Annotated in this window: 19 protein-coding genes; 5 read left to right on the top strand and 14 right to left on the bottom strand. The window is 58.4% G+C overall.

The annotated features are described in order from the left end of the window. Nucleotides 1–21 precede the first annotated feature (21 nt). The 7 genes from ASD46_RS06400 to cyoA form a co-directional block, all read right to left on the bottom strand. Nucleotides 22–999 carry an adenosine deaminase gene (locus ASD46_RS06400; protein ID WP_025592068.1) on the bottom strand — a complete coding sequence of 326 codons (978 nt, stop codon included), beginning with the start codon at nt 997–999 and terminating at the stop codon, nt 22–24. Beyond that, the gene (locus tag ASD46_RS06395) at nt 996–2216 is read right to left on the bottom strand and encodes a phosphopentomutase (protein WP_025592070.1); all 1221 of its coding nucleotides are present in this window, start codon (nt 2214–2216) and stop codon (nt 996–998) included. The genes ASD46_RS06400 and ASD46_RS06395 overlap by 4 nt, the downstream gene beginning before the upstream one ends. 114 nt (nt 2217–2330) lie before the next feature. Further along, complete coding sequence (locus ASD46_RS06390) at nt 2331–3101, bottom strand: SURF1 family protein (protein ID WP_025592072.1); 771 nt, start codon at nt 3099–3101, stop codon at nt 2331–2333. A gap of 202 nt (nt 3102–3303) precedes the next feature. Further along, the gene (gene cyoD, locus ASD46_RS06385) at nt 3304–3699 is read right to left on the bottom strand and encodes a cytochrome o ubiquinol oxidase subunit IV (protein ID WP_003514416.1); all 396 of its coding nucleotides are present in this window, start codon (nt 3697–3699) and stop codon (nt 3304–3306) included. Next, entirely contained in the window at nt 3699–4325 is a 627-nt protein-coding gene (cyoC, locus tag ASD46_RS06380; RefSeq protein WP_003514417.1) for a cytochrome o ubiquinol oxidase subunit III, read from the bottom strand. The genes cyoD and cyoC overlap by 1 nt, the downstream gene beginning before the upstream one ends. 5 nt (nt 4326–4330) lie before the next feature. Beyond that, nucleotides 4331–6334: a cytochrome o ubiquinol oxidase subunit I gene (gene cyoB / locus ASD46_RS06375; protein WP_003514419.1), complete on the bottom strand. Its 2004-nt coding sequence runs from the start codon at nt 6332–6334 to the stop codon at nt 4331–4333. A 76-nt stretch (nt 6335–6410) separates the two neighbouring features. Next, nucleotides 6411–7484, bottom strand: a complete 1074-nt coding sequence (cyoA, locus tag ASD46_RS06370; protein ID WP_003514421.1) for a ubiquinol oxidase subunit II — start codon at nt 7482–7484, stop codon at nt 6411–6413. 306 nt (nt 7485–7790) lie between these two features. On the opposite strand from cyoA, the gene ASD46_RS06365 reads away from it, so the two are divergent. The 3 genes from ASD46_RS06365 to ASD46_RS06350 all read left to right on the top strand — a co-directional run bounded on the left by ASD46_RS06365 (nt 7791) and on the right by ASD46_RS06350 (nt 16794). Next, nucleotides 7791–9119 carry an MFS transporter gene (locus ASD46_RS06365; RefSeq protein WP_003514422.1) on the top strand — a complete coding sequence of 443 codons (1329 nt, stop codon included), beginning with the start codon at nt 7791–7793 and terminating at the stop codon, nt 9117–9119. Between the two features lie 407 nt (nt 9120–9526). After that, nucleotides 9527–15031 (top strand): glutamate synthase-related protein, encoded by a 5505-nt coding sequence (locus ASD46_RS06355; RefSeq protein ID WP_060641875.1) that lies wholly within the window; start codon nt 9527–9529, stop codon nt 15029–15031. Further along, a complete protein-coding gene (locus tag ASD46_RS06350) occupies nt 15028–16794 on the top strand; it encodes a sulfite reductase subunit alpha (RefSeq protein ID WP_025592077.1) in 1767 nt (588 codons plus the stop codon). Before ASD46_RS06355 ends, ASD46_RS06350 begins: the two co-directional genes overlap by 4 nt. A gap of 19 nt (nt 16795–16813) precedes the next feature. Here ASD46_RS06350 and ASD46_RS06345 read toward each other — a convergent pair whose 3' ends face one another. The 5 genes from ASD46_RS06345 to fabA form a co-directional block, all read right to left on the bottom strand. Next, nucleotides 16814–17407 carry a TadE/TadG family type IV pilus assembly protein gene (locus ASD46_RS06345; RefSeq protein ID WP_003514432.1) on the bottom strand — a complete coding sequence of 198 codons (594 nt, stop codon included), beginning with the start codon at nt 17405–17407 and terminating at the stop codon, nt 16814–16816. Then, on the bottom strand, nt 17404–17997 hold the full coding sequence (locus tag ASD46_RS06340) for a TadE/TadG family type IV pilus assembly protein (RefSeq protein ID WP_025592078.1): 594 nt from the start codon (nt 17995–17997) through the stop codon (nt 17404–17406). Before ASD46_RS06340 ends, ASD46_RS06345 begins: the two co-directional genes overlap by 4 nt. Before the next feature lie 189 nt (nt 17998–18186). Then, nucleotides 18187–18993 carry an enoyl-ACP reductase FabI gene (fabI, locus tag ASD46_RS06335; protein WP_003514436.1) on the bottom strand — a complete coding sequence of 269 codons (807 nt, stop codon included), beginning with the start codon at nt 18991–18993 and terminating at the stop codon, nt 18187–18189. Between the two features lie 5 nt (nt 18994–18998). Continuing rightward, on the bottom strand, nt 18999–20222 hold the full coding sequence (fabB, locus tag ASD46_RS06330) for a beta-ketoacyl-ACP synthase I (RefSeq protein ID WP_003514438.1): 1224 nt from the start codon (nt 20220–20222) through the stop codon (nt 18999–19001). A 75-nt stretch (nt 20223–20297) separates the two neighbouring features. After that, entirely contained in the window at nt 20298–20813 is a 516-nt protein-coding gene (gene fabA, locus ASD46_RS06325) for a 3-hydroxyacyl-[acyl-carrier-protein] dehydratase FabA (protein WP_003514441.1), read from the bottom strand. Nucleotides 20814–21129: 316 nt separating this feature from the next. On the opposite strand from fabA, the gene irrA reads away from it, so the two are divergent. After that, the gene (irrA, locus tag ASD46_RS06315) at nt 21130–21549 is read left to right on the top strand and encodes an iron response transcriptional regulator IrrA (RefSeq protein WP_003507276.1); all 420 of its coding nucleotides are present in this window, start codon (nt 21130–21132) and stop codon (nt 21547–21549) included. Nucleotides 21550–21620: 71 nt separating this feature from the next. Here the strand turns inward: irrA and ASD46_RS06310 are convergent, their stop codons facing one another. Continuing rightward, nucleotides 21621–22259, bottom strand: a complete 639-nt coding sequence (locus tag ASD46_RS06310) for a trimeric intracellular cation channel family protein (protein ID WP_003514444.1) — start codon at nt 22257–22259, stop codon at nt 21621–21623. Between the two features lie 77 nt (nt 22260–22336). Between ASD46_RS06310 and ASD46_RS06305 the strand changes: the two genes are divergently transcribed. Further along, on the top strand, nt 22337–22855 hold the full coding sequence (locus ASD46_RS06305; RefSeq protein ID WP_025592081.1) for a hypothetical protein: 519 nt from the start codon (nt 22337–22339) through the stop codon (nt 22853–22855). Between the two features lie 12 nt (nt 22856–22867). On the opposite strand, the gene ASD46_RS06300 is transcribed toward ASD46_RS06305, so the two are convergent. After that, nucleotides 22868–23578, bottom strand: coding sequence for a YoaK family protein (locus ASD46_RS06300; RefSeq protein ID WP_025592082.1), 711 nt, complete (start codon nt 23576–23578; stop codon nt 22868–22870). Nucleotides 23579–23774 lie beyond the last annotated feature (196 nt).

Raw genomic sequence — 23774 nt, 5'->3', positions numbered from 1 at the left:
TTTTACCCCGCCAACCGATGCCTAGTGGCTATCGAGTTTCGCAAGCAGCCGGGCGCGTGTGACTTCATCCATAAAGGCGCTTTCCAGTGCGGTTCGGGTCATACGGTTGATCTCGGCATCGCTGAAACTGAAAGCATCCGCAGCCAGCGCATATTCCCGGGCAAGCGAGGTAAAGAAGAATGGCGGATCGTCGGAATTGATGCAGACGCGCACCCCGGCATCGCGCAACGCCCTCAGCGGATGGCTGCCGAAATCGGGATAAACGTTGAGCGCGATATTTGATCCGGGGCAGACCTCAAGCACTGTTCCCGCCTCAACCAGCCGATCGACGAGAGCGGCGTCTTCGATGGCGCGCACGCCATGACCGATGCGCGACGGCTTTACGAGGTCGAGCGCATCGACGACGCTTTCCGGTCCGCAGACCTCACCCGCGTGGATGGTCAGCCCAAGGCCGGCATCGCGGGCAATGTCGAAGGCGCGTGCATAATCGGCGACGCGGCCCATGCGCTCCTCGCCAGCCATGTTGAAACCGGTCACCAGCGGGTGTTTCGTCCGTGCTGCATATTCAGCCGCCGCGATGACCCGTTCAGGACCGAAATGCCGCTCGCCGGTCACGATGATGCGGGTTTCGATACCGGTCTTTTCTTTCGCGATCCGGATGCCCTCGGCGATACCGGAGAGATAGGCGTCAGCGCCGAGCCCGATGCGGTCGCCATGATCGGGCGAGATGATGAGCTCGCTATAGATCGTATTGGCCTCGGCAAGTTCGGTCAGATAGGTTTGCGTCAGAACCGCATAGTCCTCATCGGTCTTGAACACCTGCGCCACCGCATCGTAGCACTGGATGAATTGCGCAAAATCCGACCAGACGTACTGGCCGTCGCGCAGAAAGCTACTGGTGTCTATGCCGTATTTCTCAGCCTGTTTTGCGACGAGGGCAGGGGGTGCCGCACCTTCCAGGTGGCAGTGAATTTCCGCTTTCAGCAAATGCGATGTCAAATGAAGCTCCTGCCGTGCGAACCGGCCTCGATACCTAGATGGTGGGCGATGCTCTCGCCGATGTCGGCGTAGCTTGAACGAATGCCGACATCGCGGGAGCGGATGCCCGGCCCGAATGCCATGATCGGCACTCTTTCCCGTGTATGGTCCGTGCCCCGCCATGTGGGATCGCAACCATGGTCGGCGGTAAGAATGGCGATGTCGCCGGGCGCCATTTTGCGATGGATTTCCGGAATGCGCGCATCGAAGGCTTCAAGCGCCGCCGCATAACCGGCAACATCGCGTCGATGGCCGTAGAGCATGTCGAAATCGACGAAATTGGTGAAGACAAGATCGCCGTTTTCGGCTTCGTCAATAGCGTGCAGCGTTGCATCCATCAGGGCGCTGTTGCCATTTGCCTTGATGACGCGCGAGACACCCTTGTGGGCATAGATATCGCCGATCTTGCCGATCGCGTGCACTTTCCTGCCAGCCTCCACAAGGCGGTCGAGCAACGTCGGTTCGGGCGGCGGAACGGAGAAATCGCGGCGGTTGCCGGTGCGTTCGAAGGTTGCGACCGTCTCGCCGATGAAGGGACGGGCAATGACACGGCCGATATTCAGCGGATCGAGCAGCTTGCGCACCGTCTCGCAGAGCGTGACGAGCCGCTGCAATCCGAAATGGGTCTCGTGCGCGGCGATCTGGAACACGGAATCGGATGAGGTGTAGCAGATCGGCTTGCCGCTCCTGATATGCTCTTCGCCAAACGTCGCGATGATCTCGGTGCCGGAAGCGTGGCAATTGCCGAGAATGCCTGGAATATCCGCTTGCGTGCAGATGGCTTCCACCAGTTCGGGAGAAAAGGCGTCGCCCTCTGTCGGGAAGTAGCCCCAGTCGAAGGTGACGGGCGTGCCCGCGATCTCCCAATGGCCTGAGGGCGTATCCTTGCCCTTCGATATTTCGCTGGCAGAGCCATGCAGGCCGAAAATACGCTCCGGCGGCTCCATGCCGGCGGGAATGTCGCCGCTTGATTGTCGTGCAATCTCCAGAAGACCAAGCGAAGACATGTTGGGCAGCTTCAGCGGACCCGCCCGAAGGCCCGGCCTGTCGGCAGCACCTGCCGCGCAGAATTCGGCGATATGACCGAGCGTATTGGCGCCGAGGTCGCCATAATGCTCCGCGTCAGGCGCACCGCCGACACCGAAGGAATCCAGAACGAGAAGAAATGCTCTTGCCATAACTCACCGAAACGAAAATGCGCCGACGGGCAATGTCAGGCCGAACTGTCGTTATAGATCAGCAAAACGTGAAGAAGGAAGTGATTTTATGAACCATCCGGTAAAACCGGCTGTTCAATCCTCTTCCCGTTTCGATTTCGGCGCGTTGAGATTGCGCAGCACGTACCATCCAGCGGCAATTACCATGGCCGCCAGAATGTACCATGTGATGGCGTAGGACAGGTGGTTGTTGGGGAAGGTGAGCATGGTCTTGCCGCCGACCGGTAGGCCACCCGGATTGGGCGTCGCATCGGCATCGACATAAAAGGGCGCCACGCCGGAAAGGCCGGATGCCTGCGATATCTGCGGGATATTGCGGGAGTACCAGCGCCGATTTGCCGGATCGTTGGTTCGAAGGAAAAGCCCGCCGGTTTCTGACGCGCGCATCAGCCCGACGATCTCGACCTGCCCGGTTGGCTCGCCTTCCCGGCGCGAGGATGGATCGCGTTTGTCGGAAGGCACGAAGCCGCGATTGACGATGATATTCGATCCGTCATCGCGTCTCAGCGGCGTCATCACCCAGTAGCCGGGCCCGAGATCACTGACCGTATAGACCTGGACCTCCTTGTCGTTGAGGAAGGTGCCGGACAGTTTCACGCGGCGATATTCATACTCTGCGGGATCGGCAAGGGCCGGCCATTCGCTGGCTGCCGGTGCATCCACAGGTGCGGCATGGGCGCGAGCTTCGACGCGTTCGATGAGATCGAGCTTCCAGAAGAGGCGTTGAACCTGCCATGTTCCAAGCGCCAGCAGGAAGCCTGTCAGTACAATAGTCAGAAGCAGGACGACGATTGCTGCGGGGCGGATGCGTCGCGTGTGCGGGGCGGTTGTCGACGGATCGGTCATGGTTTCACAGTCCTTGCAAGGCCATGCGGTTTGCTGCGGCAACACTGTCGGCTGTCGGCTGTCGGCTGTCGGCATCCGGGTCTTCCAGCAAATAACCCCATAAATCGCGCCGACGATTCATGGGGTTATGCGCTGCGGGGGTCGTGTGCTGGCGCAGAAAGCGGCCCGCCGGAAATCCGGCAGGCCGTTGATCTATGGCTGCTCAGGGCAGGTTTTTCACATCCTCGATGTGCAGCGGCATCATGTTCTTGTTCATGTTGTACATGACCCAGAGTGAGCCGGAGAGCGTGATCAGCAGCACCACGACGGTGAAGATCAGCGCCATGAAGGTCCAGCCGCCTTCGGACTTGGTGTCCATGTGCAGGAAGTAGATCATGTGCACGAAGATCTGGATGACGCCGAGACCCATGATCGCGATGACCAGCAGCGTCTTGTTTTCAAGAACGTCGCCCATGACCAGCCAGAACGGGATCGCCGTCAGGATGACCGACAGGACGAAGCCGATCATGTAGCTTTTGAACGTGCCGTGGCTGGCGCCATCATGGTGATGATGGTCGTCGCCATGCGCGTCGTGGTGTGCGTGTGCTTCGGAACTCATCAAAGAACTCCCATGAGATAAACGAAGGAGAAGACGCCGATCCAGATGACGTCAAGGAAGTGCCAGAACATCGACAGGCACATCAGGCGACGCTTGTTTGCGGCGATCAGACCATGTTTTGCGACCTGGAACATCAGTGTGACGAGCCAGATTACGCCGAAGGTGACGTGCAGACCGTGCGTTCCAACCAGCGCGAAGAAGGCGGAAAGGAACGCCGAACGCTGTGGACCTGCACCTTCTTCGATCAGGTGATGGAACTCGTAAAGTTCCACGGCGAGGAAGGCGAGACCGAAGAGACCGGTGATGCCGAGCCAGATCAGCGTCGTCTTCACCTTCTGCTTTTCCATTTCCAGCATGGCGAAGCCATAGGTGATGGAAGAGAAAAGCAGGAAGGCCGTGTTGATCGCCACAAGCTTCAGATCGAACAGATCTGCGCCCGAAGGGCCGGCCGCGTAGTTGCGGCCGACAACGGCATAGGTGGCAAACAGCGTTGCGAAGATGAGGCAGTCGCTCATCAGATAGAGCCAGAAGCCCAGCGAGGTGCCGTTCTCCGGATGGTGGTCTTCCTTGAGGTAGAAGACCGGTGTTTCCGCGCCCGCGGCGCTTTGTGCAGGTGTATGAGCCATATTCGTTACGCCTGTTCCGCAAGCAGCTTCGTACGTTCCGCCTCGACTGTCGAAACATCGGAGGCAGGAATGTAGTATTCGCGGTTGTAGTTGAAGGTATGGGCGATCGAGACCGCGATGATTGCGAGCATGGACAGAGCCGCCAGCCACCAGATGTGCCACACCAAGGCAAAGCCAAGCACGACGCTGATGGCGCTGATGATTACGCCCGCACCGGTGTTCTTCGGCATATGGATCGGTATGAAGCCTTCCTTGGGACGGTCGTAACCGCGCTTCTTCATATCCGCCCAGGCGTCGACGTCATGCACAACCGGCGTGAAAGCGAAGTTGTAGGCAGGCGGAGGCGACGAGGTCGACCACTCCAGCGTACGCCCATGATAGGGATCGCCGGTCACGTCACGGAGCTGATCGCGCTTCAAGAAGCTGACGATGAGCTGGATGACGAAGGAAGCGATGCCGAGCGCGATCAGGAAGGCGCCGAAGGCTGCGATCAGGAACCAGATCTGGAGCGAATTGTCTTCGAACTGGCTGATACGGCGGGTCACACCCATCAGGCCGAGAATGTAGAGCGGCATGAAGGCGAAGTAGAAGCCGATGAACCAGAACCAGAAGGACAGCTTGCCCCAGAACGGATCGAGGCGGTAGCCGAAGGCCTTCGGGAACCAGTAAACGATACCCGCAAGCACACCGAACACCACGCCACCGATGATGGTGTTGTGGAAGTGGGCGATGAGGAACAGCGAGTTGTGGAGCACAAAGTCCGCCGGCGGAACAGCGAGAAGAACGCCGGTCATGCCGCCGATGACGAAGGTGATCATGAAACCGATCGTCCACAGCATCGGAACGTCGAACTTGATGCGGCCCTTGTACATGGTGAAGAGCCAGTTGAAGATCTTCGCACCGGTCGGGATCGATATGATCATCGTGGTGATGCCGAAGAAAGCGTTGACGCTTGCGCCGGAACCCATGGTGAAGAAGTGGTGCAGCCAAACGATGTAGGCGAGGATGGTGATGACACCCGTCGCATAGACCATCGAGGCATAACCGAAAAGACGCTTGTTGGAGAAGGTCGATACGATTTCCGAGAAGACGCCGAAGGCCGGCAGCACCAGGATGTAAACTTCGGGATGGCCCCAGATCCAGATGAGGTTGACATACATCATCGGGTTGCCGCCGAGATCGTTGGTGAAGAAATTCGTACCAACATAACGGTCAAGGGTCAGAAGGGCGAGCGTGCCGGTGAGGATCGGGAAGGATGCCACGATCAGGATGTTCGAACACAGCGACGTCCAGACGAAGATCGGCAGGCGCATCATGGTCATGCCAGGTGCGCGCATCTTGATGATCGTGACGATCAGGTTGATACCCGAGAGCGTCGTGCCCACACCGGCGATCTGCAGACCCCAGATGTAATAATCCACACCCACGCCCGGACTTCCATCAATGCCGGAAAGCGGCGGATAGGCAAGCCAGCCAGTCTGCGCATATTCACCGATGAACAGCGAGATCATGGTGATGACGGCGCCGGCCGTGGTCATCCAGAACGAGAAGTTGTTGAGGAAGGGGAACGAAACGTCGCGGGCGCCGATTTGCAGCGGCACGACGAAGTTCATGAGACCGGTGATCATCGGCATGGCCATGAAGAAGATCATGATGACGCCATGGGCCGTGAAAATCTGGTCGTAATGGTGCGGCGGAAGATAGCCTTCCGATCCGCCCGAGGCGATCGCCTGCTGGACGCGCATCATGATGGCATCTGCGAAACCGCGCAGCAGCATGACGAGTGCCAGAATGATGTACATGATACCGATCTTCTTGTGATCGATGCTCGTGAACCATTCATTCCAGAGATAACCCCACAGCCGGAAATAGGTGAGGGCGCCGACGACGGCGATGCCGCCCAGAGCCACTGCCGCGAAGGTCGCGACGAGAATGGGCTCGTGAAGCGGGATGGACTCCCATGTCAGCTTCCCGAACAGGAATGACGTTTGATCGGAATTGACGATCATTTTTAGCCTCTTGCGATTCTAAGACATAAGATCGGCGCAGCCATTGGCCGCGCCGCATAATGCCGGGACTTATCCGTCAGCCAGCGACTTGTTTCGTTTCCGGCAGCGCCGCGGGTTCGAAAGTCTGTCCTTCGATCGCAGCCGGAGTGGATTGGGGTCCGCTGGCGACACCGTAAGGTGAAAGCGGTGTACAGACGACGGAGTTCAGCGCCTTGGCGATATCGATGCCTTCCTTGCCGCCGCCGCCCTTGGCGTCGATATGCATCATGTCACGCATGCAGAGCTTGTTGGGCTCGACACAGCGGTTGAGGATGGCATCGTAAAGCTGCGGATCGACGGAGGCGAAATATTGCACCGGCTCACGTTCCGAAGGCTTGGCAAAGTCGAGATATTCCTGGCGACCGAAGCCTTTGCCGCCATCCTTGATCTTCGCAACCCACTGATCGAAGCCCTGCTGGCTGAGACCATGGAACTTGAAGCGCATATGCGAGAAGCCAGGGCCGGAGAAGTTGGCCGAGAAGCCGTCATAAACGCCTTCCTTGTTGATGACCGCGTGCAGCTTGGTCTGCATGCCACCCATGGCGTAGATCTGGCCGGCGAGTGCCGGAACGAAGAACGAATTCATAGCGGTCGTGCCGGTGATCTTGAAGTTGATCGGAACATCGACCGGAGCTGCGAATTCATTGACGCTGCCAATGCCGAGCTCGGGGTAGAAGAACAGCCACTTCCAGTCCATGGCCACCACTTCCACCGTAAGCGGCTTGGTTTCGGCGGTAACCTGACGGTTTTCGTCGATACGCTCCAGCGGGCGGTAGGGGTCGAGACGGTGGGTGGAAATCCAGGTCACCGTGCCTAGCATCAGGATGATGGCGACCGGGGCGGACCAGATCACCATTTCAAGGCGCGTCGAGTGATGCCATTCGGGATCGTAATCCTCGGCCTTCGCCGATTCGCGATACTTCCATGCGAAGAACAGCGTCAGGGCGATAACCGGGACGATGATGAGCAGCATCAGAACCGTGGACGTGATGATGAGGTCGCGCTGCTGGATGGCGACGTCGCCCGAAGGGTTCATCACCACGAGGTTACAGCCGCTAAGCAGCAGCAGTGCGGGGATTGCCAGAAGGGCAGATGTGATTTTCTTGATCATGCGCACGTTCTTTGAACTCGTACAGTTTGGATTATGCCGCGATTAATTGCCGAACATCATTTTTGAAATGAGGTATATTGTCGCGGTGCAGCGAAACCTTCGCGATGCACCATAGGCTTAGCGGAGCCGCGTTTGAAGGCGGAGCAGCTGCATTATCGCATAGGGAGCTTGCGGGGCAAGCCTTTCTTATCAAACTTCAATTGACGTTACGTAGGGTGCGTGTGACAATCCGTCGCATCGTAACGCTAAGGAAGAGGAGCCGGCGCGTTACAGGAAATGGTTCGTCCATGACGCAGGAGGGATATTATGAGTTATACTGATGCTGCTCCATCTTTTGGGCAGGCGCCGGAAGCGAAGGGACATGGGACCGATCCGGTCAAGGTCGATCCGGATCGCATTACAATTGCTGTCATTCTTGCGAGAATGACGGAGTTTTTCGACTTTTTCATCTACGCCATCGCCTCCGCGCTCGTTTTTCCGCATGTCTTCTTTTCCTTCGTCGATCCGCTGACGGCGACGCTTTATTCCTTCGCGGTCTTCTCGCTGGCCTTCATCGCAAGGCCGATCGGTTCATTGATCTTCCTCCAGATCGACCGAAAGTTCGGCCGTGCCGTCAAGCTGATGGCGGCCCTGTTCACGCTTTGCGGTTCCACCATGGCGATCAGCTTTCTTCCGTCCTATGCGGAAGCCGGCATGCTTGCCCCCTGTCTTCTGGCGGTATTCCGTATCGGTCAGGGACTTGGTCTCGGCGGCGCCTGGGATGGTCTTGTCTCGCTCCTCGCCATGAATGCACCGCCGAAGCAGCGCGGCTGGTACGCCATGATGCCGCAAATTGGTGCTGCGATGGGCTTTGGTCTTGCCAGCGCATTCTTCATCGTGTTCGTGACGCAGCTCTCCAGCGCGGAATTCCTGGCCTGGGGCTGGCGTTTCCCGTTCTTCGTTGCACTGGCGCTCAATGTTCTCGCGCTCTTTGCCCGCCTGCGCATGATTGTCACGCCGGAATTCCAGTCCATGCTGGCACAGCATGAGCTGGAGCCGCGCCCCGTGTTCAAGATGCTGCGCTCGCAGTTCCCGGTCGTGCTGACGGGCGCTTTCGTGCCGCTCGCAAGCTTCGCGCTCTTCCATCTCGTCACGGTCTTCCCGCTGAGCTGGGTTTCCCTCAATACCACCCAGCGGGTTTCGGACTTTCTGTTCGTGCAATTCGTCAGCGCGATCATCGCCGGCGGCATGATCGTCGTTTCTGGTATTCTCGCCGACAAAATCGGCCGGCGGAAGCTGCTGGCTTTCGCCGCAGTGCTGATCGGTCTTTTCAGCCTCGTGGCGCCGCTCCTGCTGAGTTCGGGCGATATAGGGCGCTATCTTTTCGTCTTGGTCGGCTTTGCATTGCTTGGCCTGTCCTTCGGCCAGGCGGGCGGTGCGCTCGCCTCCCGCTTCAGCCGCGAATACCGTTATACCGGCGCTTCGCTCACCTCGGATATTTCCTGGCTGATCGGCGCTGGTTTTGCACCGCTCGTGGCGCTCGGATTTTCGTCCAAATTCGGACTGTTTGCCGTCGGGATTTACCTGATGTCGGGTGCAGTCTGTACACTGGTCGCACTGTGGTTCAGCCGAACACTGGACATGCCCTCGGAGTGAACAGGGCAATATAAACACCTCTGCAGCCATCGCGCCGCGGAATCCTGTCGGATTTCGCGGCGTTTTTGTTTTTTTATTGCGTGAGGCCGATTTTAATCTTGACTCGGTCCGTCATGAAATATTATGTAAGCAATACTGACGTAATTCAATGTGTCTCACTGCCGGAAATGCCGGCCATCAGGGAACGCAATGCGAACGATGACGATCATTATTTGCGAGAAAGCGGCCAATGCCGCCACGCCGTTTGGCGGCCGCAAAACGACCGTTCGCGCCATTAAACGCCGATAAGCAGAAAAGAAGAGGAGCAGCCAGGTCGCCTGCGGCTCCGCCCGCAGAGTGCCGGCTGACGCGCCGGGTTTCGGGAAAAGGGCGATGCCGCGCGGAATGCGCAACGAGAGGAGAGAACCTTGAGCGTGACGGAGCAAAAATTCGGCCTTTACGATGCGGCTTTTGAGAAAAGCAGCTGTGGCGTCGGTTTCATCACCCGCAAGGACGGTGTGCAGACGCATGATGTGCTGAAGCGCGGTCACGAGGCGCTCTGTGCCGTGCCGCATCGCGGCGGCATGTCGGCGGAGGGCGTGGGTGATGGTGCTGGCGTGTCGCTCGATCTTTCACTCTCATTTTTCCGAAAGCTGACTGACAACGATTCCTTGCAAGCCGGCCGGTTCGGCGTCGGCAATTTTTTTCTGCCGCAGAACCCGGCTTTTCATGACCAGGCGATCGGCATCATCGGCAGTGCTCTGGAGGAACAGGGCTTCTCGATCCTGCTCGTCCGCAATATACCGGTGAATGACGCGGCCATCCGCGCGGCCGCCATTTCCTATCAATTGCCGATCCGGCAATGGGTTTTTTCGGCGCCAGCGGAATGCGCAACCCTTGCCGAGTTCGACTGGCGTATTCACAAGGCATTGCTCGCTATCGAGGCGCTTGCCTATACTGCGCCGGAACTTGCCGGTTTTTATCCGCTGTCGCTCAGCGCACGCACGCAGGTTCTGAAAGGGCGTTTGAACTCGCATGAGGTCATGCCCTATTTCTGCGACCTGACCGATCCGCGCCATGAAGTGCATACGATGTATTTCCACACGCGGTTTTCCACCAATACGGATCCGCACCCCTCCATGGCGCAGCCCTTTCGGTTGATGGCGCATAATGGCGAACTCAACACCGACAAGAAGAACAGGCTGTCGGAAGCGGCCGTGGCGCTGGCGAAAAATGCCAGCATCATCCGGCCGAAGGGCCAGTCTGACAGCTGCCGTCTGGACCAGACATTGCAGGCGCGGGTGATGGAAGACGGTCTCGACCTCGTCACCGCCGTCGTCTCGATGATGCCGCCCGCCTGGGAAAACGACGACACGCTCTCGCCTGGCGTCAAGGCGATGCTGGAATATTTCTCGCTCTACGAGGAGAAGAATGACGGCCCGGCTGCGCTGATTTTCGGCGACGGCACCATCATCGGCGCACGGCTTGATCGCCTCGGCTTGCGCCCGCTGCGGACCGTCGAGACAGACGATTATCTCTGCGTCATGTCGGAGGCGGGGCAGATCGCCTTTCCGGCCGAAAGCGTCATTCGTCGCGGTCGCATCGAGGCCGGCGGCATGCTTTATTACGACCACGCCGAACGGCGCGCCTTTTCCACCGTCGAGGCGCTGGAGCTTCTGGCGGCGCGGCGGGACTACCCGTCGCTATTGTCTGAAGCGCGCGTCATGCTTGCGGATTTGCCGGAGGTGCCCGCCGAAAAGCAGGGATCGCCGCTTCGATACAATGGCGATCTGGAACGGCATCAGCGTTATGTCGCCTATTCGCACAATCAGGAAAGCTTCAAGTTCCTGATGGATCCGATGCTGGCGTCGGGTGCTGAAAAAATCTCGGCCATGGGTTATGGCAATGCCATCAACGCGCTCTCCGATCAGGAAGGCGGGGTTGCCAAATATTTCTCGCAACGCTTTGCGCAGGTCACCAACCCCCCGCTCGACAGCATTCGTGAGGCCGATGGCATGACGCTGCGCGTGGCGCTTGGCGCAAAGCCGAATAGCGGTGCGAAAGCGGCCCGCCAGATTGTCGTGCGCTCCCCGATCCTGACCCATCTCGACATGCTGCGCATTCGCGAGCAGTCGGAGACGCCAGTTCGTCGTTTCGAGATGCTTTATACGCCGATCTTTGATGCTGCGAGTGCCAACGAAGCGGCCTTGCGTCAGGCGATAGATGGCCTCTGCGGTGAGGTTGTGGCTTTCGCGGCCGGGGAGGGCGGTATTGCCGTCGTCACTGACCGGCACGTTTCGGCAGGTCGTGCGGCGTTGCCTATGATCATGGTCGTCTCCGCCATCAACCAGCGGCTGATCGAGGAGGGGCTGCGGCTGCGCGTGTCCCTGATCGTTGAAAGTGGGCAATTTTCTTCCTCGCATCACATCGCAGCGGGCCTTGGTTTCGGGGCTTCGGCTGTCTACCCACTCGGCGTGCAGTTCCGTGCCGAGGAGAAATTTGGTGCCGATGCTGACAAGGCCTTCAAGCGTTTTGCCAAGGCGGCTGAAAAGTCGCTGATGAAGACCATGGGCAAGGTCGGGCTGTGCACGGCGGAAAGCTATATTGGCGGCGAGTTCTTCGAACCGAACTTCCTCGACACCAACGATCCTGTGCTGAAGCGTTATTTCCCCAATGTTAAGACCCCGGTCGGTGGCGTTACCTTCGCTGTCATCGCGCAGGCGGTGTCGGACTGGCATCGAAAGGCGCTGTCGGTAAAGGGTGAAAACGACATTCCGCTGCTCGGTCTCTTCAAGGAGCGCGCCGAAGGTGCGGGCCATTCCTATGGCACGACGGCGGTTCGCGGTTTCGTCGATATGACGGAGGAAAAGATCGGTTTCGACAAGGGAACCGACAACGAAGAGGCGCTGCGTCTCCTGCCGCTCAACCGGCTGGAGGATGCTTTCGGCCTCAACGATGCGGCCTATTATCACAACAGCTTCGACCGGCTGACGCCCGAAGCAATCGACGCTTTCGAGGTAACGCCGGGTTACCGCGCCTTCGCACGCATGATGGCCGAAGAAAGGGCCCGCCGTCCGGCAGCCCTGCGTGATGTTCTGGAATTGCCGGCTGATGTGACCTTTGCCGGTTCGGCCGAAGAATTCCGCCGCGAGATGGGGCGCTTTTCCAGACGTGGCAACAACAGCTTCATGGTGCGCGGATTGCTCTGCGAAAGTGCGGGCGAAGGCGCGTTCCGGCTGCAATTGACCGGGCCGCACGGTCATGAGCTTGCCCGGCTTGCCGCACTAGGACAGTCGCTGCTCGATCGTTTCGGTGAGGATATTGCCGGCCATTGGCTGGAGGGCGGCGCGCTTCTGGTTCAGGCGAAGGGTGAAGCATTCACCTATCTGTCGCTGATCCGCACCGCACCTGACAGCATTGCGCTCGATGCTGTGCAAAAGGCGAGTGAGATCACCAAGACCCTCGCTTCGGGTGCGATGAGCCATGGCGCGCTGGTCGCAGCCGCCCATGAGGCGGTGGCGCATGGCACCAATATGGTTGGCGGCATGTCGAATTCGGGGGAGGGCGGCGAGCATATTTCCCGTTACGGCACCATCCGCGCCTCGCGCATCAAGCAGTTCGCCTCTGGCCGTTTTGGTGTCTGGGCGGGTTATCTTGCCGACCCGATGCTGGAGGAAATAGAGATCAAGATCGGCCAGGGTGCAAAGCCCGGCGAGGGCGGGCAATTGCCGTCTCCAAAGGTAACGGTGGAAATAGCCGCGGCCCGTGGTGGCACCCCAGGCGTCGAGCTGGTTTCGCCGCCGCCGCACCATGATACCTATTCGATCGAGGATCTGGCCCAGCTTATCCACGACGCCAAGGCGGCGCGCGTGCGCGTCATCGTCAAGCTCGTTTCGTCGGAAGGCATCGGCACGATTGCAGTCGGTGTTGCGAAAGCGGGTGCGGATGTCATCAATGTTGCCGGCAATACCGGTGGCACGGGTGCGGCCGCTGTCACCAGCCTCAAATATACCGGCCGCGCGGCGGAAATCGGCATCGCCGAGGTGCATCAGGCGCTTTGTGCCACAGGCCTTCGTGCCAAGGTGCTGCTACGCTGCTCCGGCGCGCACCAGACGGCGAGCGACGTGGTGAAATCGGCCCTTCTCGGCGGCGACAGCTTCGAGTTCGGCACCACGGCGCTGATGATGCTGAAATGCGTCATGGCGAAGAACTGCAACATCAAGTGCCCCGCCGGCCTCACCACCAATCAGGAAGCCTTCAACGGCGATCCACGCGCGCTGGCGCAGTACCTAATGAACATCGCCCATGAAACCCGCGAGATCTTGGCCGCACTCGGGCTGCGCTCGCTGCGCGAAGCTCGGGGCCGCTCCGATCTTCTTCACCTCCTCGATCATCCGGCGAGCGTCGGCCAGCTTGACCTGCGGGCGATGCTTTCGGTGGTGGAGGAAGTGAAGATCGACAGCCCTGTCTATATGGAAAAGGACTTCGCGCTGGACGATGCCTTCATTGAACTGGTGCGCTCGGCTCTGATCGACAGCAGACGGGAAAACATCGAGCTTGGCGGCAACCGCTTCCTCAACAATTGCAACAAGAGTGTTGGCGGCCAGCTCGCCGTCGATATCGAGCGCATGCTGAACCACGAACTTTCCGACGAAGAGGCGGATGCGCTTCCGGCTGTGAAGCGGGATAGCCGTGGACGCCGTTTTCTGGAGGCGGGTTCGGTGCGCATCGACACATCAGGTTCAGCCGGGCAGTCCTTCGGCGCTTTCTGCAATGACGGCATGGTCATGGTCCATACCGGTACCTGCAATGATGGCGTCGGCAAAAGCGCCTGCGGCGGCACCATTGTAGTGCGCTCCCCCGGTGGCGGTTCGCAAGATGCTGATGGCAATGTGCTGGTCGGCAATTTTGCATTGTTCGGCGCCACCGGCGGTCGCACTTTCGTGGAAGGGCAGGCGGGCGACCGTTTCGCGGTGCGCAATTCGGGTGCGACAGCCGTTGTCGAAGGTGTGGGCGACTTCGCCTGCGAATATATGACCAATGGCGCTGTGCTTAACCTCGGCAGTTTCGGCAAGGGTTTCGGCAACGGCATGAGCGGCGGCTTCGTCTATCAATATGACCCTTACGGCGATCTGCCGAAGAAGGTGAGCCATGATTCCATCCTGCTCGGCTCCATCACCGGCGAGGACGAACAGGCATCTATCCACAATCAGGCCGTTCACCAGCTTTTGACCTGGCATGTCGACGAAACAGGGTCGGCCAAGGCCGCATGGATTCTGGAAAACTGGGAAAGCGAACAGCACAATTTCGTCTACGGCATGCCGCGCGCCCTGCTGCTTTATCAGGACAGCGACGAAATTCTGAAAGCCAAGCCCCGCAAGGAGCTGCTGGAGGAACTGGCGTCCGCGCTTGCCGCCCATCAGGTGCGGAAGTTCAAGCTGGCCTATCGCGACCGCAAGGCCGTGTTGAACGGAACCGTCCCTGGTTATGGTGAGACGGATACGGAAGACATGTATGCGCTCATCAACAACTACACGGTTTTGAGTATGGCGCAGGCCATTGCTCTCCAACGGTTGCCGATGGCATCCAGTCCTTCCGATCCCGCCATCGAAAAAGCCGTGCGCAATCTCGTCCTCACGGAGGACTATGCGTTGATGCAGCGGCTGCTGAAATATGCGCGCGAGGCGCTTTCCGATCATGATGACGAGCAGCTTGCGGTGATGATCGCCGCCAAGCGGCTCGACGATTACAAGCAGGCGCTTGCGCGCCGCAACATCTGGTCGGTGGATAGTCCCGGCACCTATGGCTGGATCATTCAGCAGAACCGCAAAAACATCGAGAAGATCGGTCGTTTGCCGGGCTTTGAGGAGCTTTTCGCGGCGCGTGCCATTCCCGACCTTGCCACCGCATCCAGCCAGAACAGGGCAGCATGATGAAGATACCTTACATTCCTCAAGATGCCCCTTTCAATGGCGACCAGCGCGCCTGGCTATCCGGCTTCCTGGCCGGGCTTCATTCCCGCGCAGCAATGGGTCTGGACACATCGGTTGCCGCTGCCGCTCCCAAGGCGGCGGCCAGCGTGTTGAACATTCTCTTCGGCACCCAGACCGGCAATGCCGAGGCGCTGGCGATGGATATAGCCGACGCCGCCCGTGCCCAGGGCATGCAGCCTGTGGTGACGGCCTTGGATGATGTGTCCATGGATAGTCTGGGCGCCATGAAGCGCGTCATTGTAGTCACCTCCACCTACGGCGAAGGTGAAATGCCTGACAATGCCCAGCTTTTCTGGGAGGCACTTTCCAAGGAGGCCGCACCCCGGCTGGATGAGATGAACTTTGCCGTGCTTGCGCTTGGCGACACCGGTTACGATGGCTTCTGCCAGGCGGGCAAGCTCATCGATACCCGCTTCGAGCAGCTTGGCGGCAAACGCATGAAGACGCGTATCGATTGCGATATCGATTTCGAAGATGTCGCCGCCAACTGGATCGGCGAGACCCTGCCACTCGCGCTCGCCATCGATGGTGGCAATAAGGTGGCGGTTGTGCCGGCGATCGCCGAGGCGCCCGCGCGGGCAAAACAGGGCTGGAGCCGCAAGAACCCCTATGCTGCGCAGGTGAGCGTCAATCGCCTTCTTTCCGGGCCTGCTTCGTCCAAGGAAATTCGCCACTACGAATTTGATCTCGGCGAAAGTGGTCTCGATTATGAGGCGGGGGATGCTCTGGGCGTCGTTCCCCTAAACGACCCGAAACTGGTGGGCGCGCTGCTCGAACGCTTCGGAGTGAGCGCGGATGGCGAAGTCGCCGGACTCGACCGTCCGGTCGGCGATGCGCTTCTCAATATGTTCGAGATATCGACACCGTCGCGTGAACTGGTCGCGGAGATCGGCAAGCGCGCAGGGCACGATGAACTCAGCCACATCCTTGCGAATGGAGACAGGGAACAGCTTGCCGCCTTTCTCTGGAGCAAGGATATTCTCGACCTGCTTAGTCTCGGTGAAAAACCCGTATTCGAGCTTGCTGAATTCGTGACTTTCCTGAAGCCGTTACAGCATCGCGCCTATTCTATCTCTTCCAGCCCTCTGGCCGCGCACAACAGCGTGCATCTGACAGTCGCCAGCGTGCGTTATCGCGCCGAAGGTCGCGAGCGTGGCGGCGTGTGCTCCACCTATCTCGCGGACCGGGTAGAAGCGGGGCAGAGTGCCGGGATTTTCGTCTCTCCGAACAAGGCGTTTCGCGTGCCTCAGGACAATGACGCACCTGTTATCATGGTGGGACCCGGCACGGGCATTGCGCCATTCCGGGCATTTTTGCAGGAACGGCAGGCGCGGGGCGCAAAGGGCCGGAACTGGCTGTTTTTCGGCGATCAACACCGGCAGTCGGATTTCATCTACGAAGACGAACTTGGAAAGATGAGTCGCGATGGCGTGCTGACCCGTCTCGATCTCGCTTTCTCGAGGGATCAGGCCGAAAAGATCTATGTTCAGACCCGTATGCGCCAAAACGGCAAGGCACTCTATCAATGGCTCGAAGAGGGCGGCCATTTCTATGTTTGCGGCGACGCGACCCGAATGGCGAAGGATGTTGACGATGCCCTGCACCGGATCGTTATTGACGAGGCGGGCATCTCTGCGGAAGCGGCAAGCGACTATGTAAACCGGCTGAAGCGCGAAAAACGGTATCTGCGCGATGTTTATTAGAGCAAAGCGCTGAGGCGCATCAGCAATTGGAGCAGGTTATCTCAGCGTCGCGCTGTTTGAAGAAATAATCGCGTGCAATCGTGATCGATCTTACGCCGGACGAAGAAATATCTGGCATGAACATCAACAATTCATGCGGCACGGAAAGCTCGACGTGGATGAGGAAACTGTCCGCTACAAGCAAACGTGTGGGAACGGAGACTGGCGATCCCACCACATAGGGCCGCGCGTTTTTCTCGTTCCAGGACCAGGCGATAGTCGCCTGTTTCTGCTTGTCGATCTTGATGCCGCTGATCTTCAGCTGCAGACCCTTGGTGCTGTAAGGCGCAAAGACGGCAGCCGTTACGTCCTGCATGCTCGTCAGATAAGCCTTGTCGACGGAATTTGTTTTGGAGATCAGGTCGTTGATCGTTGCGGAGGCGCTGCTTGCCCGCTTGTAGGTATTATAGCCGATGGTGAGTTCGAAGGACGTCAGATAAAGCGCAAGCAATATCGGGAAGACGATCGCAAATTCTACCGCACCCACGCCACGGCGATCCCTTGCGAAGCGTGCAACGAGCGCGATAAAACGAAGTCGGCCGTTCGTGATGGTAGAAACAAGCCCTGCCATCATGAGCCCCCGCTCGTGGTGTACTTCTCATTCATGAAAGCGTCGGTCGCGACAATGAGGAAATGCGAGGGCATTGACCCGTCGGCTGGTCGTATTTTGGTAAGATATGGTCGGATGATATCTGCGACTACACGCCAGCGATAATAGACGCGCAGCATATTGATCGTGTCAGGTCCACCCGGCTTGAAGCCGAATTGCGCCGTGTCGAGATCGTAATATTCGCCGTTAGCTTTCAAAGGTATCGTAGTTGGAATATCTTTGAAGGCGGTGAAGGAGCGAAGGTCTATATAAAGCTTCTGTTCTTTTTTGATCTCATCATCGCAGGTGATAATCACCGAAACTTCGTTGCAGAAACTCTTGCGAAAATCCTCTTTGGAAATCGAACTGCTGATCTGCCCGGTGCGCAGACGCCTCGCCATTGTGTCGGTAGCATTGACGACCACTTGCTCCGCCATCAAGGCGATGAAAGTTTCGATGATCGCAAAGACGACGAGGAAATAGGGAAGCGCTAGGATCGCGAATTCGATGGCTGCTGTCCCGTCACGCGAGAGCCCGAATTTTTCCAGCAATGGCTTCAATTTGGCCAGTCGCATATGTCGGTGTCGATCTTTAGAATATGCGGCAAGCGCAACCGTTGAATTTGTTGCTGACCATAACCAGCCGGTGTTTAAATTCAGTTACCCCGACGAGTTATACTTTATCAGTTCGCAAAAATGGCACAGGCTATAAACGCAAAAAGCCCGGCATATCGCCGGGCTTTTACTTACTGGAAAAACGATAGCTTATTCCGCATCCGCTTTTGAGAGAACCTCAAGGGTGGGTGTGGAGGTGATATTGTAGCCGCAATCCACGTAGTGGCACTCGCCGGTAACGCCGCGCGACATGTTGGACAGCAGATAAAGAGCCGATCCGCCGATATCGTCGATATCCGCTGTCCGCCGCAGGGGTGCGTTTTTCTGGTTCCACGCATAGATTGCGCGCGCATCGGAAATGCCGGCGCCCGCCAGTGTGCGGACCGGTCCGGCCGAGATGGCGTTGACGCGAATATCGCGCGGGCCATAGTCGGCAGCGAGATAACGCACGGACGCTTCGAGAGCTGCCTTGGCAACGCCCATGACGTTGTAGTTGGGGATGACCCGCTGCGAACCGTTATAGGTCAGCGTCAGCATGGATCCGCCATTCGTCATCAGTTCGGCGGCACGCTTGGCGATTTCCGTGAACGAGAAACAGGAGATGACCATAGTGCGGCTGAAATTCTCGCGGGTCGTATCCGCGTAAAGACCCTTCAGCTCGTTCTTGTCGGAAAAGCCGATCGCGTGCACGACGAAATCCAGCGTACCCCATTTTTCTCGGATTGCCGCAAAAAGCGCGTCAACCGAGGCGATATCCTCGACATCGCAAGGCACGATAAAGTCGGATCCGAGCTCGGCGGCGAGCGGCTTTACCCGCTTGCCGAGCGCCTCACCCTGATAGGTGAAGGCAAGCTCTGCGCCCTGCGCCGCAAGAGCCTTGGAGATACCCCAGGCGATAGAGTGATTGTTTGCGACGCCCATGATGAGGCCGCGTTTACCCTGCATGATGCCGTTCATGGCAATTATCCGTTATGACGCTGGAAGACCAGCGTGGCGTTGGTGCCGCCGAAGCCGAAGGAATTGGAAAGGATCGTGTCGATCTTGGCATTGTCGATGCGGCTGCGAACAATCGGGACGCCCGCAAATTCCGGATCGAGTTCGGAAATATGCGCGCTCTCGCCGATGAAGCGTTCCTGCATCATCAACAGGCCGTAGATCGATTCCTGAACGCCTGCTGCGCCCAGCGAGTGGCCGGTGAGGGACTTGGTCGACTGGATATGCGGGATCTTGTCGCCGAAGACTTCCCGGATCGCGCCGATTTCCTTGCTGTCGCCAACCGGCGTCGAGGTGCCGTGGGTGTTGATGTAGTCGATATCGCCCTTGACGGTGGAAAGGGCCTGACGCATGCAGCGGATCGCGCCCTCGCCGGAAGGAGCCACCATGTCGTAACCATCCGAGGTTGCGCCATAACCGACGATCTCGGCGTAAATCTTGGCGCCGCGCGCCTTTGCATGTTCCAGCTCTTCAAGAACCAGTACGCCAGCACCGCCGGCGATCACGAAACCGTCGCGGTTGACGTCATAGGCGCGGGAAGCGAGGTTTGGCGTCTCATTATATTTCGACGACATCGCGCCCATGGCGTCGAAGAGGTTGGACATGGACCAATCGAGGTCTTCATGGCCGCCAGCAAACATCACGTCCTGCTTGCCCCACTGGATCATCTCGGCGGCGTTGCCGATGCAATGCGCCGATGTGGAGCAGGCCGAAGAGATCGAATAGTTGACGCCGTGGATCTTGAACCAGGTCGCAAGTGTAGCCGATGCGGTCGAGGACATGGCCTTCGGCACGGCAAACGGGCCAATACGCTTCGGGCTGTTGTTCTTCAGCGTGATATCGGCGGCTTCAACGATGGTGCGGGTGGAAGGACCGCCCGAACCCATGATGATGCCGGTGCGCTCGTTGCCGCTGATGTCGCTTTCCTCGAGGCCGGAATCGGCAATCGCCTGCTTCATGGCAACGTGGTTCCATGCGCCGCCCTGCGAAAGGAAGCGCATGGCGCGACGGTCGACCAGTTCGGTCGGATCGAGAGACGGCTTGCCCCATACCTGGCACTTGAAACCGTGTTCAGCGAAATCCGGTGAAAATGAAATGCCGGATTTGGCGTCGCGCAGTGATGCGGTGACTTCGGCGGCATCACCACCGATGGAAGAAACAATGCCGAGGCCGGTGACAACAACTCGTCTCATGAAATGGACCTTTTCTTAAGATTTCGGCTGGACGACCGAAGCCGCCCGGCGTTTGCCAGGACTATTCCGTCCGCTTCAGGCGGTCTTTTCCTTCGACAGCCCCACACGAAGGTCCGTCGCTTGATAAATGGTTTCGCCGTCTGCCTTCAGCCATCCGTCTGCGGTACCCAGAACAAGACGTCCGCGCATCACACGCTTGAAGTCTATGCCGTACTGGAGGAGCTTCGTCTCCGGGCGAACCATGCCCTTAAACTTGACTTCGCCGGTGGAGAGCGCCATGCCGCGGCCTTCTTCGCCCAGCCAGCCGAGGAAGAAGCCGGTCAGCTGCCACATGCCGTCAAGGCCGAGGCAACCCGGCATGATCGGGTTGCCCTGGAAATGGCAGGGGAAATACCAGTCGTCTGGGCTGACATCGTATTCAGCGCGGATGAAACCCTTGTCGAACGCGCCGCCGGTTTCGGAAATTTCGGTGATGCGGTGAACCATGAGCATGGGAGGCAACGGAAGCTGGGCATTTCCCGGGCCGAACAATTCGCCGCGTCCGCAGGAAAGGATCTCCTCGTAATTGTAACTTGATTGCCTCGTTGCCATACCGCTTTCACTTCCTCAATCACTGGTGTTTATCGACTTCACTAGAGCAAGTTAGGTTCAAAATGAAGCGCTGCAAGGGCAGAGGCCATTATGCCCCCATTCTTTGTCTTCAAACCTTCTTTAGAGAAGTCATTACCTCAATATGCCGTCCGCATACAGGAACCATCCGGCAGGAACCAGAGGAAATTTGCAAGAATGGCCGGTTTGCAGCCATTTGCGACACTCGGCGACGCTGAAACTATTGAAAGCATTCACCGCAAAAGATATATGCTATTGCAATTGATGGGTTTCACCCCTGTGTTTGGAATGGGATTGCATGGCATTTGACGCCACATTGGATATCGGGACAAGGCTGCGGCGCTCGGGGCTGCGGCCCACGCGCCAACGCGTTGCTTTGGGCGATCTTCTTTTCGCAAAGGGTGATCGCCACCTGACAGTCGAGGAGCTGCATGACGAGGCGGTGACCGCCGGCGTGCCCGTTTCTCTTGCGACGGTATACAACACGCTGCATCAGTTTACCGAAGCCGGCCTGATCCGCGTTCTGGCCGTCGAAGGTGCCCGCACCTATTTCGACACCAACGTGTCCGACCACCATCACTTCTTCGTTGAAGGAGAGAACGAGGTTCTCGACATTCCCGTCAACAATCTCCAGATCGACAATCTGCCAGAGGCGCCCGAAGGCATGGAAATCGCCCATGTGGACGTGGTCATTCGCCTGCGTCGCAAGCGCGGTTGAAGCTTCGGCTTGATAAACAAAAAAAATGGCGCCTGTAGGCGCCATTTTTGTTTCAGGCAACCTTCGCCGCCTCACTTCAATATATCTTCAGGCCGTCTGCCGGGCTTGCCCTTGTAGGGCGGAAAGGTCCATCCGAAGATCAACGCTCCGGACCGGACACCGAAAGCCGTCAATACGCCGATGCCCGACGCGACATAAAGCGGCGCTCCGAGGAAATAAGCGCCGGTGAAGATGGAGGCGCCCAAAAGCGCGCAGGTGATGTAGATTTCCGGGCGCAGCAGCACGGAGGGTTCTCCCGCGAGAACATCGCGCAATACGCCGCCGAACGTCGCTGTCAAAACGCCTGTCACGATCGCCACGGTTGCGGAGCCGCTTGCAGCCAGACCCTTGGCGGCTCCCATGACGCAATAGGCTGAGAGGCCGACGGCATCGAGCCAGATGAGCACCCGATACCGGGATTCGAACAGGTAGGCGGTGAAGAAAAGTAGGACCGCAACTGATACGCAGACCAGAATATAGGTCGGGTTCAACACCCAGAACACGGGCGCCCTGCCCAGCACGAGATCGCGCACGGTGCCGCCGCCGATCCCGGTCGCGGCGGCGAAAAACAGGAAGCCGATCAGGTCGAGCTGCTTGCGTGAGGCGGCCAATGCGCCGGTTGCGGCAAACACGGCAACGCCGGCATAATCGAGAAAACCCAGCAGTGTCATGGAAAAGGTCCCCCCGGAAATTTGGATGCGTTTGCGTCAGTGTCGCGCAAGCACGGAACTCTAGGCTGGCCGCCCGGATGATCGCAACATCCATAAACGAAACGGATGCAAAGGAAAATGCCGTGCGAATCGCTATCGTTGCCGCTCTTCAGGCGCTGGTCCTCTTGGTGTTTCCGGTCGCGCTGGCGGCACAGCAGCAGCTGGTGAACGATCCCGAGATCTATGAAAAGGATCATTTCCGCAAGGAGTGCAAGACGGCTGGCTTCGGCGATGATTTCATCACCAGACTGGATATCAACAATGATGGCCTGATGGATGCCGTCGTCAATCACGGCGTGCTGGATTGCGATGGCGAAAAAGGCCGCAGCTGCGATGACGAAGGTTGCCCTTACAATTTTTACGTCCAGGTCAAAGAGGGCGGATATCTGATGATCGCGACGGCCCGGATTTACGGCTACGATTTCATCAAACGTTTCGGCAACATGGTCTTCGTACTGAAGATGCACCCGCGTTATTGCGATCGAACCGACAAGGAAGCCTGCCTGATGACGGTGCGGGTGCGCGGCACAAAATTCGTCACCATCTCACGCAAGTGACGACGCAGTCCGTCAGGGCGCGATGCGCCTGATCCGGACCCTTTGGTTATAGCGGTGGCGAAGCGAACGCGGAATGACGAGTGTGGCGATGGCGACCGCAAAAACGGTTGCCGCAACCACCCACAGGGCATCGTACTGCAGCGTGGCGCCCAACACCGCCCCGCAGATTGCGCCGCTTATCATACCGAGCCAGGGCACGATCTGGATGCCCCAATCGAGGCTTCGCTCCCCCAGAAGATAGCGACCGATGCCACGGCCAAAACGGGAAAGGGCGCCGGTCACGTAGGTGAGGCCAATAGGCAGCCCCTCAATATGTTCGACGGCAGCGTTGACCATCCCCATGGCGAAAACGACAAGATAAAACTGCGCCAGGGCGGAAGCATCGCCGCGCAGCAATGCGGCAATCGCCACCAGCGACCCGACGGCCACGAGAACGGCAAAGATGCTCCGGTCGAATTTATGCGCGACCACGATACCGCCAGCATTGCCCGCCACGAAAGCGATGATCGCGAAGAGTAGTTTCGCCGCATGGGAGTAAATGCCAGCTTCCACAGAAATGGCCGCGCGGGTGGTGTTGCCGGTCATGAAGGAAACGAAATCGCCGGAAAGATGAAGACCCACCGCATCTGTCATTCCGGCGATGAATGAAATGGCGGCGACGAGCGCAATGCCGGTGCCGGTGCGCCTTGCCCTGATGATGTTACGGCGTCTCTGTCTGGTCATGGAAAAGCTCGATATGGAAAACAGCGGGCCGATGCGCCGGGCTGTGCTATCCTATGTCTAGAATGCCGGGCGGCTTGTTTGCAATCTTTCTGGAAGCGTTTGAGCGCCTCTATTTTGTCTAGACAAATGTAAAATCCCTGCCTAGCATGCCTCAAATAAAGCGAAAAAAATATCGCACAAAAATAAATCAAAAGGG

The sequence above is a fragment of the Rhizobium sp. Root491 genome (assembly GCF_001427205.1).
Classification (GTDB): domain Bacteria; phylum Pseudomonadota; class Alphaproteobacteria; order Rhizobiales; family Rhizobiaceae; genus Agrobacterium; species Agrobacterium tumefaciens.
Note: the sequence above shows the minus strand (reverse complement) of the source record. Positions and strands in the feature narration are given on the sequence as shown.

Coding starts and splice junctions, on each gene's coding strand:
- ASD46_RS06395 (WP_025592070.1), bottom strand. CDS start 2,216: ATGGCAAGAGCATTTCTTCTCGTTCTGGATTCCTTCGGTGTCGGCGGT.
- ASD46_RS06390 (WP_025592072.1), bottom strand. CDS start 3,101: ATGACCGATCCGTCGACAACCGCCCCGCACACGCGACGCATCCGCCCC.
- cyoD (WP_003514416.1), bottom strand. CDS start 3,699: ATGAGTTCCGAAGCACACGCACACCACGACGCGCATGGCGACGACCAT.
- cyoC (WP_003514417.1), bottom strand. CDS start 4,325: ATGGCTCATACACCTGCACAAAGCGCCGCGGGCGCGGAAACACCGGTC.
- cyoB (WP_003514419.1), bottom strand. CDS start 6,334: ATGATCGTCAATTCCGATCAAACGTCATTCCTGTTCGGGAAGCTGACA.
- cyoA (WP_003514421.1), bottom strand. CDS start 7,484: ATGATCAAGAAAATCACATCTGCCCTTCTGGCAATCCCCGCACTGCTG.
- ASD46_RS06365 (WP_003514422.1), top strand. CDS start 7,791: ATGAGTTATACTGATGCTGCTCCATCTTTTGGGCAGGCGCCGGAAGCG.
- ASD46_RS06350 (WP_025592077.1), top strand. CDS start 15,028: ATGATGAAGATACCTTACATTCCTCAAGATGCCCCTTTCAATGGCGAC.
- ASD46_RS06345 (WP_003514432.1), bottom strand. CDS start 17,407: ATGATGGCAGGGCTTGTTTCTACCATCACGAACGGCCGACTTCGTTTT.
- ASD46_RS06340 (WP_025592078.1), bottom strand. CDS start 17,997: ATGCGACTGGCCAAATTGAAGCCATTGCTGGAAAAATTCGGGCTCTCG.
- fabI (WP_003514436.1), bottom strand. CDS start 18,993: ATGAACGGCATCATGCAGGGTAAACGCGGCCTCATCATGGGCGTCGCA.
- fabB (WP_003514438.1), bottom strand. CDS start 20,222: ATGAGACGAGTTGTTGTCACCGGCCTCGGCATTGTTTCTTCCATCGGT.
- fabA (WP_003514441.1), bottom strand. CDS start 20,813: ATGGCAACGAGGCAATCAAGTTACAATTACGAGGAGATCCTTTCCTGC.
- irrA (WP_003507276.1), top strand. CDS start 21,130: ATGGCATTTGACGCCACATTGGATATCGGGACAAGGCTGCGGCGCTCG.
- ASD46_RS06310 (WP_003514444.1), bottom strand. CDS start 22,259: ATGACACTGCTGGGTTTTCTCGATTATGCCGGCGTTGCCGTGTTTGCC.
- ASD46_RS06305 (WP_025592081.1), top strand. CDS start 22,337: ATGATCGCAACATCCATAAACGAAACGGATGCAAAGGAAAATGCCGTG.
- ASD46_RS06300 (WP_025592082.1), bottom strand. CDS start 23,578: ATGACCAGACAGAGACGCCGTAACATCATCAGGGCAAGGCGCACCGGC.